The 19486-nt window shown below is 59.7% G+C and carries 14 protein-coding genes; 3 read left to right on the top strand and 11 right to left on the bottom strand.

Annotation, left to right across the window (positions count from 1 at the left end; all coding sequences use genetic code 11):
- From alaS to recA, 3 genes are all read right to left on the bottom strand, one after another.
- Positions 1 to 2652, bottom strand: coding sequence for an alanine--tRNA ligase (gene alaS, locus TM1040_RS10505; RefSeq protein WP_044027096.1), 2652 nt, complete (start codon positions 2650 to 2652; stop codon positions 1 to 3).
- Positions 2653 to 2770: 118 nt separating this feature from the next.
- Complete coding sequence (locus TM1040_RS10500) at positions 2771 to 3319, bottom strand: hypothetical protein (protein ID WP_011538570.1); 549 nt, start codon at positions 3317 to 3319, stop codon at positions 2771 to 2773.
- Positions 3320 to 3321: 2 nt separating this feature from the next.
- Positions 3322 to 4395, bottom strand: coding sequence for a recombinase RecA (gene recA, locus TM1040_RS10495; RefSeq protein WP_011538569.1), 1074 nt, complete (start codon positions 4393 to 4395; stop codon positions 3322 to 3324).
- A gap of 195 nt (positions 4396 to 4590) precedes the next feature.
- Here recA and TM1040_RS10490 point away from each other — a divergent pair, with 195 nt between their 5' ends.
- Positions 4591 to 5187, top strand: coding sequence for a hypothetical protein (locus tag TM1040_RS10490; protein WP_044026730.1), 597 nt, complete (start codon positions 4591 to 4593; stop codon positions 5185 to 5187).
- A gap of 30 nt (positions 5188 to 5217) precedes the next feature.
- Here the strand turns inward: TM1040_RS10490 and TM1040_RS10485 are convergent, their stop codons facing one another.
- The 4 genes from TM1040_RS10485 to TM1040_RS10470 all read right to left on the bottom strand — a co-directional run bounded on the left by TM1040_RS10485 (position 5218) and on the right by TM1040_RS10470 (position 12237).
- A complete protein-coding gene (locus tag TM1040_RS10485; protein ID WP_011538567.1) occupies positions 5218 to 7527 on the bottom strand; it encodes an ATP-binding response regulator in 2310 nt (769 codons plus the stop codon).
- A gap of 96 nt (positions 7528 to 7623) precedes the next feature.
- Complete coding sequence (locus TM1040_RS10480) at positions 7624 to 8799, bottom strand: RsmB/NOP family class I SAM-dependent RNA methyltransferase (protein WP_011538566.1); 1176 nt, start codon at positions 8797 to 8799, stop codon at positions 7624 to 7626.
- Between the two features lie 122 nt (positions 8800 to 8921).
- Positions 8922 to 10967 (bottom strand): ASKHA domain-containing protein, encoded by a 2046-nt coding sequence (locus tag TM1040_RS10475; RefSeq protein ID WP_166485542.1) that lies wholly within the window; start codon positions 10965 to 10967, stop codon positions 8922 to 8924.
- Between the two features lie 121 nt (positions 10968 to 11088).
- The gene (locus TM1040_RS10470; protein ID WP_011538564.1) at positions 11089 to 12237 is read right to left on the bottom strand and encodes a CaiB/BaiF CoA transferase family protein; all 1149 of its coding nucleotides are present in this window, start codon (positions 12235 to 12237) and stop codon (positions 11089 to 11091) included.
- A 186-nt stretch (positions 12238 to 12423) separates the two neighbouring features.
- Between TM1040_RS10470 and guaB the strand changes: the two genes are divergently transcribed.
- The gene (gene guaB / locus TM1040_RS10465; protein WP_011538563.1) at positions 12424 to 13872 is read left to right on the top strand and encodes an IMP dehydrogenase; all 1449 of its coding nucleotides are present in this window, start codon (positions 12424 to 12426) and stop codon (positions 13870 to 13872) included.
- Between the two features lie 61 nt (positions 13873 to 13933).
- On the opposite strand, the gene TM1040_RS10460 is transcribed toward guaB, so the two are convergent.
- Positions 13934 to 15478: a helicase HerA-like domain-containing protein gene (locus TM1040_RS10460; protein ID WP_011538562.1), complete on the bottom strand. Its 1545-nt coding sequence runs from the start codon at positions 15476 to 15478 to the stop codon at positions 13934 to 13936.
- 594 nt (positions 15479 to 16072) lie between these two features.
- Between TM1040_RS10460 and TM1040_RS10455 the strand changes: the two genes are divergently transcribed.
- A complete protein-coding gene (locus tag TM1040_RS10455) occupies positions 16073 to 16708 on the top strand; it encodes an invasion associated locus B family protein (RefSeq protein WP_011538561.1) in 636 nt (211 codons plus the stop codon).
- Positions 16709 to 16848: 140 nt separating this feature from the next.
- Here the strand turns inward: TM1040_RS10455 and TM1040_RS10450 are convergent, their stop codons facing one another.
- Genes TM1040_RS10450 through lpxD form a run of 3 tightly spaced genes read right to left on the bottom strand, consistent with a single transcriptional unit; the run spans position 16849 to position 19474 of the window.
- A complete protein-coding gene (locus TM1040_RS10450; protein WP_011538560.1) occupies positions 16849 to 18057 on the bottom strand; it encodes a beta-ketoacyl-[acyl-carrier-protein] synthase family protein in 1209 nt (402 codons plus the stop codon).
- 34 nt (positions 18058 to 18091) lie between these two features.
- The gene (locus TM1040_RS10445; RefSeq protein ID WP_011538559.1) at positions 18092 to 18349 is read right to left on the bottom strand and encodes an acyl carrier protein; all 258 of its coding nucleotides are present in this window, start codon (positions 18347 to 18349) and stop codon (positions 18092 to 18094) included.
- 51 nt (positions 18350 to 18400) lie between these two features.
- Positions 18401 to 19474 carry a UDP-3-O-(3-hydroxymyristoyl)glucosamine N-acyltransferase gene (gene lpxD, locus TM1040_RS10440; protein ID WP_011538558.1) on the bottom strand — a complete coding sequence of 358 codons (1074 nt, stop codon included), beginning with the start codon at positions 19472 to 19474 and terminating at the stop codon, positions 18401 to 18403.
- Positions 19475 to 19486 lie beyond the last annotated feature (12 nt).

Raw genomic sequence — 19486 nt, 5'->3', positions numbered from 1 at the left:
TTATCCTTTCAAAAGAGCTTCGGCAGCCTTGATGGCCTCGTCGGCGCCGGAGAAATCCTTACCGCCGCCCTGCGCCATGTCGGGACGACCACCGCCCCCTTTGCCGCCCACAGCTGGCACAGCCGCCTTGAGCACATCCACAGCAGAAATTTCGCCGGTCAGATCATCGGTGACCCCGGCAGCAACGGCGACCTTGCCGTCATCCTCGGCAATCAGCAGGATCACGCCAGAGCCGATTTTCTGCTTATGCGCATCTATCAGCCCACGCAGATCCTTGCCCGAGACTCCCTGCAGCGCCTGACCGAGAAAGGTCTTGCCGCCGATCTCTTTGGCTTCAGCACCGCCACCGGCGCCGCCGCCCATGGCGATCTGCTGCTTGAGGGTCGCAATCTCGTTCTGCAGGGCCTTGCGCTCGTCCATAAGCGCCTTCAGCCGTTCCATCACATCCGCAGGCTGTGCCTTGAGCGAGGCGGCAACCTCCGCCATCCGCCCGGCTTCGCGTTCCAGATGCGCAAAAGCGGCCGCGCCCGTGAGCGCCTCGATCCGGCGCACGCCAGCCGAGGATGCGCTGTCACCCAAGATCACAAAGGTGCCAATGTCACCAGTCTGTTTCACATGGGTGCCGCCGCAGAGTTCGATGGAGTAGGTTTCGCCATCCGCACCCTTGCCAGTCGGTGCGCGCCCCATGGAGACAACGCGAACCTCTTCGCCGTATTTCTCACCAAAGAGCGCCTGAGCGCCCAGGGCGCGGGCATCATCGGGCGTCATGATGCGGGTGCTGACGGCCGAGTTTTGGCGAATGAAATCATTCACTTCTGCGGAGATCTTCGACAAGTCCTCTGCGCTTACCGCCTTGTTGTGACTAAAGTCAAAGCGCAGACGATCTGCGGCGTTGAGCGAGCCTTTCTGGGCAACGTGATCGCCAAGCGCATTGCGCAGCGCCTCGTGCAGCAGGTGGGTGGCAGAGTGGTTCGCCCGGATCTGGCTGCGGCGGACGTGGTCGACTTCCATCGCTGCACCGCTGCCGACAGCGATCTCGCCCTCGGTGACTTCTGCGATGTGAAGGAACAGGCCTTCGACCTTCTTGGTGTCGGTGATCCGCGCAGCGCCGCCCTCAACCGTGAGCATACCGCTGTCGCCAACCTGGCCACCGCTCTCGCCATAAAAAGGTGTCTGGTTCAGGATGATCTGAACGCTCTCGCCCGCTTTGGCACTGTCGACCCTGGCGCCGTCCTTGACCAGCGCCACGATCTGCCCCTCGGCTTTTTCCGTCTCATAGCCAAGGAATTCGGTCGTGCCCTCGGCGTCGACGATATCAAAGTAGACTTTGACATCGGTCGCATCGCCCAGACCAATGCCGCCGGCGCGCGACTGCTCTTTCTGGGCTTTCATCGCGGCGTCAAAGCCGTCGGTGTCCACCTCGATGCCCTTCGCGCGCAGCGCATCCTGAGTGAGGTCGAGCGGGAAACCGAAGGTATCATAGAGCTTGAAGGCCGTCTCGCCCGGCAGGACATCGCCTTTTTCTAGATCACCGGACGCATCGTCCAGGAGCTTAAGGCCGCGATCCAAGGTCTTGAGAAAACGGGTTTCTTCCTGCTCGAAGGTCTCTTCAATGAGCGCCTGCCCCTGCCCCAGTTCCGGATAGGCCGCTCCCATCTGGCTCACGAGCGCGGGCACCAGCTTGTGCATCACCGGATCGGTTGCCCCCAAGAGAGAGGCATGGCGCATCGCGCGACGCATGATGCGGCGGAGCACATAGCCCCGTCCCTCGTTGGAGGGCAGCACACCTTCGGCAATCAGGAAGGAACAGGACCGCAAGTGGTCGGCGATGACGCGGTGATGCACGTTCTGGTCACCATAGGGCTCGCTCTTGGTCACCGTGGCCGAGGCCTCGATGAGATATTTGAAAAGATCGGTCTCATAGTTGTCATGGGTGCCCTGCAAGAGAGCCGCAATCCGCTCCAGCCCCATGCCGGTGTCGATCGACTGCATGTCGAGGTCCACCATGGACCCATCCGCAAAGCGCTCGTTCTGCATAAAAACAAGGTTCCAGATTTCGATGAACCGGTCGCCATCTTCCTCGGGCGAGCCCGGAGGGCCACCCCAGATGTGATCGCCGTGGTCATAGAAAATCTCGGTGCAGGGACCACAGGGGCCCGTGTCGCCCATCTGCCAGAAGTTGTCAGAGGTCGCAATCCGAATGATCCGCTCCTCCGGGACGCCTACTTTCTTCCAGATTTCAAAGGCTTCGTCGTCTGTGTGATAGACGGTCGTGTAGAGTTTATCCTTGGGAATATCAAACTCGCCGGTGATCAGCTCCCAAGCAAAGGGGATCGCCTCGTTTTTGAAATAATCCCCAAAGGAGAAGTTGCCGAGCATCTCGAAAAACGTGTGATGGCGGGCAGTATAGCCGACATTGTCGAGGTCATTGTGCTTGCCGCCAGCACGCACACATTTTTGCGCCGTGGTGGCGCGGACATAGTCACGCCGGTCCACACCGGTGAAGCAATTTTTGAATTGCACCATGCCGGAGTTGGTGAACATGAGCGTCGGGTCATTGCGCGGAACCAACGGGCTGGAATCCACGACCTCATGGCCCTGCTTTGCAAAGTAGTTCAGAAAGGTCGACCGGATGTCGTTCAAGCTGGGCATGTCAACGCGGCTCTCTAGATGTGATTGGAACAGTCCAAAGCGGTTTATCGCGCCCATGCAGGGCTGTCCACCGCCCAAGTTGCCTGGCGCATATTCCCAAGGAAAACAGTGGGGTTGGTCACTGTTTTTTGATCATAAGATCCCCGGATTGAAAGCGTCCAGCCTGCGCGACGGAACAGAGAATTCCGCGCAGCCGCAATGCGCGGTTTTCTGGCCGGTTCACCCAATCCTTTGCCGCGACACCATAGCGGGTTTTCCACTTTACGCAGCCATCGTTGAACACATCCGACACCCGCAACAGCGCGCTACCCACCTGCAGCAGCTGCCCCACGGGGAGGTTTTCTTCGGACAGATCCATATCGACGATAAACGTATCGCCCGGATGGGGCACCTCTTCCCGGTGACGCCAGACCAGATCCAGCACCCGCTTTGACAGGATGCAGACCTGAATGCCCGGATGGGCGCTGCCGTCGTCCAATTGCAGCCAAGGTCGGCTCGACCAGCGTTCGCCGGGAATGCCGCCCTCGGGGGTGACAGTAATCTCATCCACAAAGTGGCGCTGATTATAGCCGGGACGCAGGCACAACATGGAAATGGCCGCCCGATCCTTCGGGGCGGCCATCACATGCGGCAGCGCCGCATCAAGTTCCTCAGCGGTGACGTGCATCGTCAGCCTTCAAACAGAACATCGTCGTCTTGCGCTTCGGGGGGCATGTCGAAATCAAGCCCATGCGCAGCGCGGATCTTGTCTTCGATCTCCAGTGCGATGCGGGAGTTTTCGCGCAGATACCCTTTGGCATTCTCGCGCCCCTGCCCGATCCGCTCGTCCCCATAAGAGAACCAGGCACCGGACTTGTTGACCACGCCTGCGGCCACACCCAGATCGAGCAATTCGCCCATCTTGGAGATGCCTTCGCCATACATGATGTCGAATTCCACCTGTTTGAACGGCGGTGCGACCTTGTTCTTGACGACCTTCACGCGGGTGGCGTTGCCGACAACCTCGTCGCGGTCCTTGATCGACCCGATGCGGCGGATGTCCAGTCGCACCGAGGAGTAGAACTTCAGCGCGTTGCCGCCGGTGGTGGTCTCGGGCGAGCCGAACATCACGCCGATCTTCATGCGAATCTGGTTGATAAAGATCACCATGCATTTGGAGCGGCTGATGGAACCGGTGAGCTTGCGCATCGCCTGACTCATCAGGCGGGCCTGCACGCCGACGTTGCTGTCACCCATGTCGCCCTCGAGCTCTGACTTCGGGGTCAAAGCCGCCACCGAGTCGACGATCACCATGTTGACCGCACCGGAGCGCACCAGCGTGTCGGTGATCTCAAGCGCCTGTTCGCCGGTGTCGGGCTGCGAAATCAGCAGCTCGTCCAGATCGACGCCCAGCTTTTTGGCATATTGCGGGTCCAGCGCGTGTTCGGCATCCACAAAGGCGCAAACGCCGCCCTTTTTCTGCTGCTCAGCAATACAGTGCAGCGTCAGCGTGGTTTTCCCGGAGCTTTCCGGCCCGTAGATCTCGACGATCCGGCCCATCGGCAGACCACCAATGCCAAGCGCAATATCCAGCCCAAGAGAGCCGGTAGAGCTTGCCTCGATCTCTTGCAAGGCTGTGCCATCGCCGAGTTTCATGATCGAGCCCTTGCCGAACTGCCGTTCGATCTGGGCAAGCGCGCTGTCCAAGGCCTTCTGCTTGTCGCCGCTCTTCTTGTCGTCCTTCATGGTCAATAGATCCGCCATAGTACCCGTGTCCTTCTCTATGTGTCACACCCGGAGGCGGACGACAATGACTGCTTTGTTCTCCTCTTGTTCCTTATGAGGTCAAAACAAGAACATTGCAAGATGATTTCCAGTTCGTTTACGGGACTGGCAGTGTGGTTAAGGATAGGTTTACAAAGCGAAGACAGTTTGAACTATTGCCGGAGCTTTAACGTCATGATGGTATTTTACTGCGCGCGGCTGGTGCTGCTTTCGGTGCCCAAGACCGGCACAACCGCCCTGCAGAGCGCGCTGAGGCCTCATGCCGATCTGGTGATTTCCGACCCGCCAGAGCTCAAACATGCGCCGCTCTATCGCTACAATCGCTGGATCCGTCCGATGTTTGAGAAGGTCTGCGATGCCGAACTCGAAGTCGCCGCCATCATGCGCGAGCCGATCAGCTGGCTCGGCAGCTGGTACCGGTTTCGCCAACGTCCGCATCTGGACGGGCAGCCCGCATCAACCAAAGACCTCAGCTTTGATGAATTCGTGACTGACTATTGCCGCGGCAAACGACCCGCTCATGCCAATGTAGGAAGTCAGGCCAAGTTCCTGGAATCTCAGCCAAATGGCTGTCGTGTGACGCATCTCTTCGCCTATGAAGACCTCGCGCCCTTTCACGCCTTTTTGAGGGATCGTACGGGCCTCAGTTATGAAACGCAGCCGGAAAATGTGAGCCCCAAGGGCGATCTAACACTTTCAGCCGCCACGGAGCAGAAATTCAGGCGCAAACACCCTGAGGAGTTTGAGCTCTATCAATCGATCACCACCTGAATCAGGCACGCCGCACAACGCGGAGCTTGCTTACTGAAGTTGAGACTGAACGGTTTCCGTGAGCTGCGAGAGCGAGAACGGTTTGGCCAGGAAGACCGAATTCGGCACGTCGGGCTCCGCATCGCCAAAGGCCCCTTCGGAGTACCCGGACACAAAGACCACCTTGGTGCCGGGCCGGGTTTTGAGGGCTTCCCGCACCCAAGTCGGCCCATCCATCCCGGGCATGATGACATCGGTCACAAAGACATCAACGCTGAGGTTTGGATCTTCGAGCGTGTCGAGCGCCTCTTCAGCGGATTCGGCCTCAAGGACCGTATAGCCGCGCATGCGCAGCGCGCGCGATGCAAAGGCCCGAACCGGAGCTTCGTCCTCCACCAAGAGAACCACGCCTTCGCCGTGTTGTGCTGCCGGTGCCTTGGTCTTGGCCGGTGCGACCGCTTCTTCGACGTCGTGTGACGCATCGCTGCGATAAACCGGGAAATAGAGCGTGAACTTGGTGCCCTGATTGAGCACGGAATCCACAAAAATGAAGCCACCAGTCTGTTTGATGATGCCATAGGCGGTGGAAAGCCCAAGCCCCGTGCCTTCGCCGGTGCGTTTGGTGGTGTAGAAGGGCTCAAACACCTTTTGAAGCTTGTCCGGCGAGATCCCTGTGCCCTCGTCGCTCACCTGGATGGTGACCCACTCGCCCGGCGGCACAAGGGCGCGATCGCGTTCAAGTGCTGTGTCGAGCGCTACTACCTCAGTTTCCACGCGGATTTCGCCCCCGTGTGGCATCGCGTCCCGCGCATTCACCACGAGGTTCATCAGAACTTGTTCAAGCTGGCGTTTGTCAGCCCGAATGGAGCGCATAACCGGGTCATGGCTCAGCGTGAGCGAGACTTTCTCCCCCACCAGACGGTTCAGCAGATGGGTCAGATCCGAGAGCGTCTCGCGCACATCGAGCACCTCGGGTTGCAGGGTCTGCTTGCGCGAAAACGCAAGCAACTGGCTCACCAAGGCAGCAGCGCGATTGGCGTTTTCATGGATCTGGATCAGATCACCATAATCCTGATCGCCCTGATCGTGACGCAGTAAAAGCAGGTCGCAATGCCCTGAAATCGCAGTCAAAAGATTGTTGAAATCATGTGCCACGCCGCCCGCGAGCTGACCGATCGCCTGCATCTTCTGGCTTTGAACAAATTGCGCCTCAAGGGTTTTCAGCTCGGTTGCATCGTTCAGAACCGCCAGCAATAGCGTCTCGCCATCCTCGATGATCCGCGTGAGCGTCACCTGCACAAAGACTTCCTTGTCGTCGCGTGACACCCGCAGGAACTCGGACTTATGCGGCGCAAGCCCCTTGGACGTTTCTTGCAGCCAATCGTTCATGGGGCGGCCAAGGCCCTCCATCAATTGCCCCAACTGCACGCCTTCGGCTTCTTCGATGCCCAAAAGCCGCATGGCCATGCGGTTGACCGCCATCACCTCGCCACCCGCGCGAACCTTGAGGAGCGGCACCGGCAGGCTCTCGAACCCGGTATGAGGCCCACTGTCCTCGACAACGGCTTTCATGAAGTAGATTTCGCTGCGCCCCTGGCCGCGCGCGTGTTCGCTGACCAGCACCTCAACGGGGCCGCTTTTGGTCATGATCGTGTTGATCCGCCCCGGGATCACCGGCAGTGACGTAAAGAGCCGATCTGTCGATTTCACGCGCTCTCCGATCAGGCTGCGCGCGGATTCGTTCATGAACAGGACGGCGCCCGTGCGTCCAACCGAGATCATCGGCACCGGGCTGGCATCCGCCGTGCGCCCGGAGGGGCGTTCGCCCATGTCCTCAACTCGCCACAAGAAGCTGCCATTGGCCATCTCATGCACCGCAATGCGGACGTTTCCACGCCGCGTCACGATGTCCTCGCGGGCCGACCCTTCGAGCTTGGCACGGCTCTGCAAACGGAAGAGCACCGCGGACGGATTGGCCAGAACCGAGCGCAATGTGCCCGAGATCGTATCACTTTCGCTGCCCTCAAATCGCTTGAGCGCAGCGGTGTTGCAGGCATGGATCACCCCGTCCTCGTCGGTGACGAAGCTGGCGGATGCGTCCTTGTCGATAAAGCCCGTCAGCAACTCGCTCGCCATCGTGCGCGCGCCCATGCGGACCCGGGTCTGTATCAAGATCATCGCAGAGACACCGCCCAGCGTCAGCCCGACTGCCACCAGCGCCCGCCCGATCCACTCCGGCACCGGCAACAGCCACGGCAACACGATCAACAGCGCCGATAGCAGAAAGGTCGCCGCCAAGCGCGCCTGCTCCGGCGTCTGGATCTTCAGGCTGGGGGCAATCGAAGAAGAGCGACCAATCATTACGGCTCCGTTAACAGTCTTATTGACGCACTATCATGACACGGATGGTTAAAGCGAGGTTAACCACAGCGCCGAAATGCGAAACTTTACAATCGTTTATTCTGTGCCATTCCGCCGAAACACCGATACGTAAAATCCGTCTGTTCCACTATGCACATGCCATGCCGTTTCAGACAAGTGCGCCCAGCCGGTGTGCCGCTCCTGAAAGCGCTGTGTCTGCAGGCTGTTTTCCACATCCAGCATCGAACAGGTCGCAAAGGCCAGGACGCCCCCCGGCGCGACGCGTTGAGCAGCTTCATCCAGAATTCGGGCCTGCAGCGCTACGGTGTCATCAAGAGTGTCCTGCGTGAGGCGCCACTTACCCTCGGGATCACGCCTCCAAGACCCGCTACCACTGCAGGGCGCATCACAGAGCACGAGGTCAAACGGCGCCTGCGTTACAAGCTCCTCGGAGGTAAGGCAGCGAATATCCGCCCCCGCCCGCATGGCGCGTTCGGGAATGTCGCGCATGCGTCGTGGGTCTGCATCATGCGCATAGACCTCAGCCTGGGTCTGTGCTGCAATCGCCAGAGCCTTGCCTCCACCGCCGGAACAATAGTCCAATATCCTCGGGGCATTTTGCACTGGCAGCTTATCGACGACTGCCTGACTGGCAGCGTCCTGCAATTCCACAAAGCCTTGCAGGTAGCTTTCTGCGTTTTTTATGCGGCGCGCCCCCTCTGTCACGGTCAGGGCGGTCGGCGAGGCTGGATGCGGCTCTGTGGCAATGCCCTCCCGCGTGAGCCGCTTGATGGCGTTGTCGCGATCTCCTTTCAAGAGGTTCACCCGCAGATGAACTGCCGCTCGAGACCTGAGCGCGGTTGCCGCTGCAATCGCCTCAGTGCCGAGGCTGCGTGAAAACACGGGCCAGAGCCACTCCGGGATATCATGACGCTCTGCGTCGCTGTGAAATTCGGGCGCGATGCTCTGTTCGGCGGCGCTGAGGGGGGACGGCGCATGCCCTTCACCGTGAAAGAGCACTGCCTGATCAAGCCCTTGATCCTTGCAAGCGCCAAGCATCAGCCCCCGTCCGGTCTCACTTCCCCCCAGAACCGCATAGGACCGGCGGCACCGAAGCGCCTGATAGACGTGATCGCGCACCGCGGCGCGGTCTTTTGATCCGGCAAATCGACTGCGCCGCGCCCAGTTGGTCAGGGTCTTTTCCACAGCCTGACCCGCGAGGATTTCATCGAGAATTTCAATAGCCGCCTGTACGCGCGCACCCGGTGTCATATTTGCATCCGCTCCAGAGACGCCATGCAGATTGCCGGCGCGGTTTCCGTTTGGATGCCTCTCTAACGCCCGCGCCGGGCACGCCACAAGCGGTTTCAACACCGATGGCGATGACCTATTCCTCAGCCGCCGCGGCGCCTGCGCCGACCACCGCTGCGGGCGGCGTCTGCCCCGGCGGAGTTGAAGCTCACCTCCGGCAGGCTCACCACGCTTTGCAGGATCGGGAAAGGCTCGGCGGAGTTCGGAATTGCAGAAGCATTGACAAAATGCTCCTGGAAACGTGGCTCGACAGCGGTTTCGACTTTCTCGATCTTGCGCACGGTATCTTCGATCTCTTGACGCGCGTCAGTGTTGAGGAGCGCAATCCGCGCGCCCGTTCCCGCCGCGTTGCCTGCGCTTGTCACCTTGTCGAGGGGGCAATCGGGGATCATGCCCAGCACCATCGCATGTTTGGCCGAGATATGCGCGCCAAAGGCCCCCGCGAGAACCACGCGGTCCACCTGATCCACGCCGATCTTGTCCATCAGCAGCCGCGCCCCGGAATAGAGCGCCGCCTTGGCCATCTGGATCGCCCGGATGTCGGGATTGGTGACTGTAATGCGTGGCCCCCCCTCTGCGGTTGCGTCCCACAGGAGATAGGCATTGGTGCGACCTTCGGGGACACACCGCGCGCTTCCGGTCTGCTCGGCGGATCCGATCAGACCCGAGGCATCCAATACACCAGCCAGCCGCATCTCTGCGATGGCCTCGATGATGCCAGAGCCGCAGATGCCGGTGATCCCGGTGGTTGCGATGCTCTGCTCAAACCCGTCCTGATCCGACCAGATCTCGGACCCGATGACACGGAACCGAGGCTCTTTGGTGACGGGATCGATCTCGACACGTTCGATGGCACCGGGGGCTGCACGCTGGCCGGAGGAAATCTGCGCCCCCTCAAAGGCAGGGCCCGTTGGCGAAGAGCACGCCAGCACTTTATCCTTGTTTCCCAATAGGATCTCGGCATTTGTTCCCACATCGACAACGAGCACGAGGTCATCGGATTTATCCGGTGCCTCAGAGAGGGCGACGGCCGCTGCATCCGCGCCGACGTGTCCCGCGATACAGGGCAACAGATAGATCCGCGCCGCACGGTGAAGTTTCAGATCCAGATCGCGCGCTTGCAGCGCCAAGGCGTCCGATGTGGCCAGCGCAAAGGGTGCCTGTCCAAGTTCAAAGGGATCGATTCCGAGAAACAGGTGATGCATGACGGGGTTGCAGACAAAGACCGCGTCCATGATCAGCCCCTGATCAATCTGCGCCTCTTCTGAAATCTGCGAAAAGAGCGCGTTCATCCCTTCACGCACGGCGCGGGTCATCTCCAGATCACCGCCCTTGTTCATCATAGCATAAGACACCCGGCTCATCAGATCTTCGCCAAAGCGGATCTGCGGGTTCATGATCCCCGAGGACGCCAGAACCTCGCCGGTTTTGAGATCGCACAGATGCGCCGCAATGGTGGTAGAGCCAAGGTCCACCGCCAGCCCGTAAACCGTACCTTCATAGTAGCCCGGCCAGATCTGCATGATGCGCGCAGGCGCGGTCTCAGTCCCCAGTTGCACCGCGACCGTCACCGTCCAGCCGCCTTTGCGCAGGGTCGGCTGCAGCTCTCTAAGAACCTCAAAATCGGCTTTTACGCCCTTGATATTCCACTGCTTCTCAAGCCCCTCACACAGACGCTCCAAGTCGCCGGTGGGCTTGTGCATATCCGGTTCTTCTACCTCGACATAATACAGGCGGATTGAGGGGTTCATGACGATGTCGCGCGCCTCGGCCCGCTTGCGAACCACTTGCTTGTGGACCTGGCTCTCGGCCGGGACGTCGATCACCACGTCTTTTTCGATCTTCGCCTGACAGCCCAGACGGCGCCCGTCGATCAGACCGCGCTTGTCCTTATAGCGCTGCTCGACCTTGTTCCATTCCGACAGGGCGTCATCGGCCACGGTGACACCGTGTTTCGAGAATTCACCATAAGACGGCGTGATCTGGCATTTGGAGCAGATGCCCCGCCCACCACAAACGGAATCAAGATCGACCCCCAGCTGGCGCGCCGCCGTCAGCACCGGAGTGCCAACTGGAAAACGTCCGCGTTTGCCGGAGGGGGTGAACACGACGAGGGGATCGTTCGACATGTCTTTAGCCTTTAATTCTGCGCAGTTGATGCGAAGCATATGGCAGTTTCAGGCGCGAGAACGTCGAACACCGCCGTTTTCTGTTCCAACGGCGGCATTTGCGCAAAATACCCGAGAGACCTCAGGCCTCTCTCAGCCACGTCAGGATCTCTTCGCGATTCTCGTCCAGCTTGGGTGCGGCGGGGCGGGTGCTTGGGTCCTTGAGCGCGCTCATCTTGATTGGGTTGCCTGCCGCCACATAGGCCGGGTTTCCGTCCCGATCGAGCACATCCACCACCATGTTGCGTGCCCGGATCTGCGGGTCCTCCAGCACCTCGGCCACATTCTGTATCGGCCCTGTGGGCACCCCAGCTTTGGTCAGTAGGTCGATCCAGTGCCGTTTGCCATGCTCCAGTGTAACTGCTTCGATCAACCGCTTGAGAAGGCGCGCATTTTCGCATCTTGCGGGATTGGTGGCAAAGCGCTCATCCTGCGCAATGGGCAACTCCAATGCCTCGCAGAGCCGGGCAAACAGAACGTCATTTCCTGCCGCGATTACAAACAGCCCATCTGCCGCATGAAAGGTCTCAAACGGGGTAATCGAGGGATGTCTTGCCCCCGAGGGCCGGGGCGCCTCGCCGCTTATGGTGGTCAGTGCAATTGCATGTTCCAGCATGGCGAGTTGGCAATCAAGCATGGCAATGTCGATCTTTTGTCCTTCACCGGTTTTCTCGCGCTGCAACAGGGCGGCCAGGATCCCTTGCGCCAGAAACATACCGGCGGCGATGTCTCCGATAGAGGCGCCCACGCGCACAGGTTCGCGGTCTCGTTCACCGGTGATCGACATCACGCCGCCGCGGGCCTGCACCACCATGTCGTAGGCGGGGCGCTGACTGTCGGGACCACTGTGACCAAAGCCGGAAACCGCACCATAGATGAGCTTGGGGTACTTGGGGTGAAGGTCATCCCAACCATATCCGAGGCGTTCCATCACACCGGGGCGATAGTTCTCAAGAACCACATCCGATTTTTGAAGTAGCTCTTCAAAAACAATACGGTCCTTGGCATTCTTGAGGTCGAGCGCGATGCTTTCCTTGCCATGATTGATGGTTGCAAAATAGGCGCTCTCGCCGTCTTTGAACGGCGGAAAGGCGCGGGTGTCGTCACCAACGCCAGGGCGTTCCACCTTGATGACCCGCGCGCCGAGATCCGAAAGCGTCATGGAGGCATAGGGCCCGGCAAGAACATGTGTGAGGTCGAGAATGATCAATCCGTCGAGGGGGGCTAACATAGGTGTCTCCGCGCGTTTTCCATATGCCTACCCAATACCCGGCAAATCCAACACCTCTTTGATCTGCATCAGCCAGCGGGGCGAAGGCCGCCGCGATGCGGCGAAAAATGTCGCGCCCCCCTTCCCCCTTTCGCGGAACTGTGCAATAGGGTCACCGCCAAACGGTGTTTTGCATGGGGAAGACAGATGCAGATTCGTGAGGCTCTCACCTTTGACGATGTTTTGCTGGTTCCGGCCGCATCCAGTGTACTGCCAAATACGGCGGACACGCGCACGCGGGTGACCCGTGCTATCTCGCTCAATATCCCGCTGCTGAGTTCGGCAATGGACACGGTCACGGAATCGCGCATGGCGATTACCATGGCGCAGGCCGGTGGCATGGGCGTGATCCACAAGAACCTCGACATCGAGGAGCAGGCCCGTCAGGTGCGTCGCGTGAAGCGTTTCGAGAGCGGCATCGTCTACAACCCCATCACCCTGCGCGCCGACCAGACGCTGGCAGATGCCAAGGCACTGCAAGAACGCTATCGCGTCACCGGGTTCCCGGTTGTGGATGACAGTGGCCGTGTCGTCGGGATCGTGACCAACCGCGACATGCGCTTTGCCTCCGATGACAAGACGCCGGTTTCGGTGATGATGACCTCTGACAATCTTGCAATGCTGCAAGAACCGGCAGAACGCGACGAGGCGATCTCTTTGATGAAGGCGCGGCGGATCGAGAAGCTGCTCGTGACCGACAAGGACGGCAAGCTGACGGGCCTCTTGACCCTCAAGGACACCGAACAGGCCGTCCTGAACCCGACAGCGGTGAAAGACGACCTGGGCCGCCTTCGTGTTGCAGCAGCAAGCTCCGTCGGGGATAGCGGGTTCGAGCGTTCCGAGGCGTTGATTGATGCGGGCGTCGACGTGGTTGTGGTCGATACAGCCCACGGCCATTCCGCTGGCGTGATCGAAGCCGTGACACGCATCAAGGCGCTATCGAGCGATGTTCAGGTCATCGCAGGCAACGTCGCCACCGCGGCCGCAACACGGGCGCTCATCGATGCGGGCGCGGATGCGGTCAAGGTCGGCATTGGTCCGGGCTCCATCTGCACCACCCGCATGGTGGCCGGCGTCGGCGTGCCTCAGCTGACGGCCATCATGGATTGCGCAAGCGCTGCGGGCGATACGCCTGTAATTGCAGATGGTGGCATCAAGTTCTCTGGTGACTTTGCCAAGGCCATCGCCGCCGGCGCCTCCTGCGCCATGGTGGGGTCGATGATTGCGGGCACCGACGAGTCGCCCGGCGAAGTCATTCTCTACCAAGGCCGCTCTTTCAAATCCTATCGCGGCATGGGCTCCATGGGTGCGATGGCGCGCGGGTCTGCGGATCGCTATTTCCAGAAAGACGCTGCCAGCGACAAGCTGGTGCCCGAAGGTATCGAAGGCCAGGTTCCGTATAAGGGCGCCGCTGGCGCAGTGATCCACCAGCTCGTCGGCGGCCTGCGTGCAGCCATGGGCTATACCGGCTGCGCCACTGTCGATGACATGCGCACCTCTTGTGAATTTGTTCGCATCACGGGCGCAGGCCTCAAAGAGAGCCATGTGCACGATGTGCAGATCACCCGCGAATCCCCGAACTACCGGATCGGCTGATCACTCCAAATCACAGACAAAGAAAGAGCCGGAACCCACTGAGGTTCCGGCTCTTTTTACATCAGCGCCCCTTGAAGAGCCCGCCCAGAATCCCGCGAACGATGCGCCGCCCGGTGGTGCCTTTCAGTTCTTTGATCACCGACTCGGACATGGCGGAGGCAAAAGTGTCACCGCCGCCGATCCGGCGCGAGGTGGATCGCCCCACGCGACTGCCGCTATACCGTCGCGCGGCGCTGAACTCGCGCACCACCGGATCTGGCGCTGTTTCGGCTTGCGCCTCGGCGTCTGCCGCTTCTCTCGAGGCTTTGTCCGCCCGCTCTTTCAGGATTTCATAGGCTGAATGGCGATCAACAGACTTGTCATATTTTCCCGCCATATCAGACGCTTGCATTACACTCCTGCGGAACTCTTCGGTGATCGGTCCAAGCTGGCTCGAGGGCGGGCGAATAAGCGTCCGCTCCACCACGCCAGGTACGGCCTTTTTCTCGAGCATGGAGGTCACCGCCTCGCCGACGCCGACCTCACGGATGGCGTCTTCGGTCGAAAAACGCGGGTTTGCACGATAGGTTTCTGCGGCAAGCTTCAGCTTCTTCTGATCCCGCGCCGTAAACGCACGCAGCGCATGTTGGATGCGATTGCCCAACTGCCCCAGAATATCCTCAGGAATGTCGTCCGGAGACTGGGTGACAAAATAGATCCCAACCCCCTTGGAGCGGATCAGCCGTGCGACCTGTTCCACCTTGTCGATGAGGGCTTTGGGTGCGTCTTCAAACAGGAGATGCGCCTCGTCGAAAAAGAACACCAGCTTGGGCTTTTCCGGATCTCCGACTTCAGGAAGGCTCTCGAACAGCTCGCTCAACAGCCACAGCAAGAACGTCGCGTAAAGCTTTGGAGAAGCCATCAATTTATCCGCGGCCAGAATGTTCACCATGCCCCGGCCCGCAGCATCAAAGCGCATCAGATCCTCAAGATCCAAGGCCGGCTCGCCAAAGATCAGCGCCCCGCCCTGGTTCTCCAGAACCAGCAGGCGGCGCTGGATGGCGCCGATCGAAGCGGTGGAGACATTGCCGTAGCGCAGGGACAGGCTTTCGCGGTTCTCGCCGACCCAGACCAACAGCGCTTGTAGATCCTTGAGATCCAGCAGCGGCAGCCCCTGCTCATCCGCAAGCCGGAAGGCAATGTTCAGGATACCCTCCTGTGCTTCGCTGAGTTCCAGCAGACGCGACAGCAGCAAAGGCCCCATTTCGGCAACCGTGGTCCGGATCGGATGGCCCTGTTGTGCAAAGAGATCCCAGAAGGTGACGGGGGTGTCGTGATAGGAAAAAGAGGTAAATCCAATTTTTTGTGCTCTTTTCACGAAAGGCGCATGCAACTCCGCCGTTTCGCTGCCTGCGCGCGCCAGTCCGGACAGGTCTCCTTTGACATCCGCCAAGATGACCGGCACGCCTTCATTCGAGAAACTCTCGGCAAGGATTTGAAGTGTAACGGTTTTACCGGTTCCCGTTGCGCCCGCAATCAGACCGTGCCGGTTGGCATATTTCAACGTGAGGTATTGTGGATCGCCATATGCGTCCCCTCCGCCACCGACGAATATTTCCTCTGCCATGCCCGTGTATCTCCCCAAATTGCGCCCGGATCAAAATACAATGTTAACCTTTATGTGCCAGCGTGAAGATGCCCGTTGGCTCGAATGCGGTTGAGTCATCGGACATTTCCTCCCTGTCAGACTGGCCGTGCCTCGCGCACGGCCTTTTTTTTATCTCGCTCTCTGCCTCATCGGCGAAACCTTCGCCAGACTGCAGCCAGCTTGTCATATTTTCACAGTAATTGGACCGTAAAACGCCGCGCAGCAGTCTGGGATCATTTTTTTTCTATTCCATGTTGACCGATGGCGATTTCGCTCGTAACGTTCTGAATAATAACTAAGTCGGCCAGTCCGACGGGGAGATGTAGACGCAAAAAGGGGGCTTCGGCCCCCTTTTTTCGTTGCACCCGCATACAGTGTGTTCGCCCTCGCCCGACCAATCCCACAAAACACGCCCTTGCCAGGTCAGACGCGATGACGGCGGCCGATCAAGACGCAACTCAGCTGCAAATCGGCGGAAATCAGGGATATGTTTGGGCCCGCCCGCATATTCGCCTGACACTCATGGGATAGCGTGGTAAACGGCGAGGACAGATTCAAACAGAAGAGGCATTTATGTTGAAATCCCTCAGCTCCGTCTCTCTCGCACTTCTTCTTGCGGCGTCGCCGCTGGTGGCGCAAGAGACGACAGATCAGGACACCGCCGATCAAACCGCAGAGGAAAGCGCAGACGCCCCTACGGCTTCTGCAGATCAACTGCTCGATCTGGGAACCCCTGCAGAGGCTGCGCTTCAGGTTGGTCAGCGATATTCCAAAGAAAAATTTGGCGATTGGGATCTGGCCTGTGTCCGGACCCAGTCCGGCGATGATCCGTGCTCGTTGTTGCAGGTTCTCCTCGACGAAGAAGGTGGCCCGGTCGCCGAAGTCTCCCTCTTTCGCATTGAACAGACCGGTGGGCAGGCCGTGGCAGGCGCAACCGTGATTGCACCGCTTGAAACCCTGCTGCCTGCAGGCCTAACCGTTTCCGTCGATGGGGCACCGGGCAAGCGCTATAACTTCTCCTTCTGCAACACCGCTGGCTGCATCGCGCAGATCGGCCTTACAGAAGCCGATATCAACGCGTTCAAACAAGGTAGCCAGGCCATCTTCAGCCTGCGCCCGGCGCCAGCACCGGACACCACCGTCTCCGTGCCGATGTCGCTCAAAGGCTTTACCGCAGGCTATAATGCCGTCGACGTCGTCCAGCAGTAAGCCTCTGGCCTAACAATAAGAAGCCCCGCCTGACGTATCGATCAGGCGGGGCTTTTTAATGTCTGGTCGATATGAGGTCTGGCGGGTTTGAGCTCCGGCAGAAGATTACTGTGCGCTCGGACAGGTCTCAGCCCTGACCGTCAGACCCGACGCAGCGCTAGCACAGCGTTGAGGCCGCCAAAGGCAAAAGCATTTGACAAGGCCACGTCTACCTTGGCCTCTCGCGCCTCATTGGGCACCACGTCCAGCGCGCATTCAGGGTCGGCCTCTTCATAGCCGATGGTCGGCGCGATCACCCCGTCGCGCAACGCCATGATACAGGCCAAAAGCTCCACCGCGCCCGTCCCACCAATAAGGTGACCGTGCATGGATTTTGTTGACGAAATCATGAGGTTATCAGCATGCGGCCCAAAGACATCCGCAACAGCTGCGCATTCGGTCTTGTCATTGGCGGCGGTGCCGGTCCCATGCGCGTTGATATACCCCACGTCGCTGGCGTTGATCTGAGCATCCCTGAGCGCGCCCGAGATTGCACGCGCCGCGCCCTGTTTGCTGGGCATCACAATGTCGGCCGCATCCGAGCTCATGGCGTAGCCGATCACTTCGCACAGGATCTCCGCGCCGCGGGCCTTGGCGTGTTCATATTCCTCAAACACAAAGATCCCAGCACCCTCGCCCTGCACCATGCCATTGCGGTTGGCACTGAAGGGGCGGCAGGCGTCCTTGGACATCACGCGCAGTCCTTCCCACGCCTTCACCCCGCCGAAGCAGAGCATCGATTCAGACCCACCCGTGACCATGGCGGGACTCATGCCGCTGCGCACCATCTGAAAGGCCTGCGCCATCGCATGATTTGAGGACGCACAGGCGGTAGAAACCGTAAAGCTCGGCCCCTTGAGGTTGTATTCCATCGACACATGGCTGGCAGCGGCGTTGTTCATAAGTTTCGGAACAACAAAAGGATGCACGCGATTCTTGCCATCCTCGTAGACCGATCGGTAGTTGTCATCCCAGGTCGAGACACCACCGCCTGCCGTTCCCAGCACGACCCCGGACCGCGCAGCCAGGTCGCCGGTGAACTCGAGACCGGATTGACGGATCGCCTCAGAGGCCGCCACCAAGGTGAACTGCGTGAACCGATCGTAGAGCACCATCTGCTGGCGATTGAAGCGACCTTCTGCTTCGAAATTCTGGACTTGCCCGCCTATCTTAATCGCAAGACGATCAACATCGCGAAAGTCCAACTCGCCAATTCCGCAACGCCCTTCACGCATGGACTCCAAGGTTTCGGCGACCGAATGCCCCAGCGCGTTGATGGTCCCGGCGCCGGTAATCACAACCCGTTTCATCGCAAATCCTCTTGTCCGATGGCGCTCTGGGCGGTTAGCCCTTTTCAGCGATCAGCTTGTCAATCCCGGTCACAATGGCTGCGACATTTGAAATATCGAAATCGCTCTGCTCGGGTTCATTCGCGTTAAACGGGATCGAGATGTCAAACTCCTCCTCGATCGCAAAGATGCTCTCGACCAGTCCGAGGCTGTCAATGCCAAGATCTTCCAGCGTGCTGTCGAGAGAAACATCCGAAGGTTCCAACACCGCCTGCTCTGCGATGATTGCGATGACCTTGTCCTGCGTGCTCATAGGGCGGCTCCTGCGGGAGATAAGATTGCCTGTGGTTTACTGACTGCGCCGCTATTTGAAAACAGCCTTTTTCAACGCATCGAGATCGCGCATCAGGCGCGGCAAACGGCGCTGGGCTTTGTACATCTCTGTGTGGGTGTCCATCTTGACCGCCGGATAGCCCATCATCACTCGCCCGGCCGGAACATTCGAGAGGATTTTGGTGCCTCCTCCCGCAATCACGCGGTCACCGATAAAGAGGTTGTCGGCGACGCCACATTGCCCGCCAAGGACAACGTTGTTGCCAATATCAACCGAACCAGAGAGGCCCGTCTGGCCGCAGAGCAGGCAATCATTGCCAATGCGGCAGTTGTGGCCCACATGCACCTGGTTGTCGAGCTTGGTTCCATTGCCGATCACGGTGTCCCGAATGGTGCCATTGTCGATGGTGCAGTTTGCGCCGATCTCCACATCGTCGCCGATCCGCACCGATCCAAGCGAATGAATCCGAACCCAGGACTGGGCGGAGGTGTCGCCCTGATCTCCGAGCGTTTTCCGGGCATTCTCGACGCCAGACGTCTCGGGCGTCACATAGGAAAACCCATCCGCAGCAATCCGCGCGCCCGGCTGGGCGCGAAACCGCGCACCAATGGTGACGCGCGCACCAATCGACACCATTTCCCTCAGGTTGGCCTCTGGACCAATTGTGACATCCGCGCCGATGAAACAATGCGCCCCGATAAGCGAACCCGCCCCAATCTTGGCGTCCGGTCCAACCACGGAGAGAGGCCCGATCGTGACATCCGCGCCGATCTCGGCTGAGGGGTCGATGACGGCAGAAGGATGGATTCCCGCAGCTAAGCGCTGACCTCGGTCCATCATGCGGGTGACACCGCTCATGGCGAGGCGCGGACGGACAACAAAAATAGCAGCGTCTAGACCCAGAGCCTGCCAGTCTGCGCCCTCCCAGACAAGGGCGGCGCGTGCATTGCCCTGCGTCAGGGCCTCACCATATTGCGGCGACATCGCCATCGCGAGCGCCTCAGCGCCCGCATCCTGGGGCTCTGAGGCATGTGTGATCTTGAGGTCTAGATCACCCGCCGCCTGCGCGCCAAGTGCCGTGGCAATTTCACGAACGGTGAACATCAGGCCATCCCT

This window comes from Ruegeria sp. TM1040 (assembly GCF_000014065.1).
GTDB lineage: Bacteria > Pseudomonadota > Alphaproteobacteria > Rhodobacterales > Rhodobacteraceae > Epibacterium.
Note: the sequence above shows the minus strand (reverse complement) of the source record. Positions and strands in the feature narration are given on the sequence as shown.

Bases quoted from the DNA above. Each gene is read 5' to 3' on its own strand.
- TM1040_RS10445 (WP_011538559.1), bottom strand. From the start codon at position 18,349: ATGAGCACGCAGGACAAGGTCATCGCAATCATCGCAGAGCAGGCGGTG.
- lpxD (WP_011538558.1), bottom strand. From the start codon at position 19,474: ATGTTCACCGTTCGTGAAATTGCCACGGCACTTGGCGCGCAGGCGGCG.
- TM1040_RS10490 (WP_044026730.1), top strand. From the start codon at position 4,591: ATGATGGTATTTTACTGCGCGCGGCTGGTGCTGCTTTCGGTGCCCAAG.
- TM1040_RS10455 (WP_011538561.1), top strand. From the start codon at position 16,073: ATGTTGAAATCCCTCAGCTCCGTCTCTCTCGCACTTCTTCTTGCGGCG.
- TM1040_RS10485 (WP_011538567.1), bottom strand. From the start codon at position 7,527: ATGATTGGTCGCTCTTCTTCGATTGCCCCCAGCCTGAAGATCCAGACG.
- TM1040_RS10480 (WP_011538566.1), bottom strand. From the start codon at position 8,799: ATGACACCGGGTGCGCGCGTACAGGCGGCTATTGAAATTCTCGATGAA.
- alaS (WP_044027096.1), bottom strand. From the start codon at position 2,652: ATGCCCAGCTTGAACGACATCCGGTCGACCTTTCTGAACTACTTTGCA.
- guaB (WP_011538563.1), top strand. From the start codon at position 12,424: ATGCAGATTCGTGAGGCTCTCACCTTTGACGATGTTTTGCTGGTTCCG.
- TM1040_RS10460 (WP_011538562.1), bottom strand. From the start codon at position 15,478: ATGGCAGAGGAAATATTCGTCGGTGGCGGAGGGGACGCATATGGCGAT.
- TM1040_RS10475 (WP_166485542.1), bottom strand. From the start codon at position 10,967: ATGTCGAACGATCCCCTCGTCGTGTTCACCCCCTCCGGCAAACGCGGA.
- recA (WP_011538569.1), bottom strand. From the start codon at position 4,395: ATGGCGGATCTATTGACCATGAAGGACGACAAGAAGAGCGGCGACAAG.
- TM1040_RS10500 (WP_011538570.1), bottom strand. From the start codon at position 3,319: ATGCACGTCACCGCTGAGGAACTTGATGCGGCGCTGCCGCATGTGATG.
- TM1040_RS10470 (WP_011538564.1), bottom strand. From the start codon at position 12,237: ATGTTAGCCCCCCTCGACGGATTGATCATTCTCGACCTCACACATGTT.
- TM1040_RS10450 (WP_011538560.1), bottom strand. From the start codon at position 18,057: ATGAAACGGGTTGTGATTACCGGCGCCGGGACCATCAACGCGCTGGGG.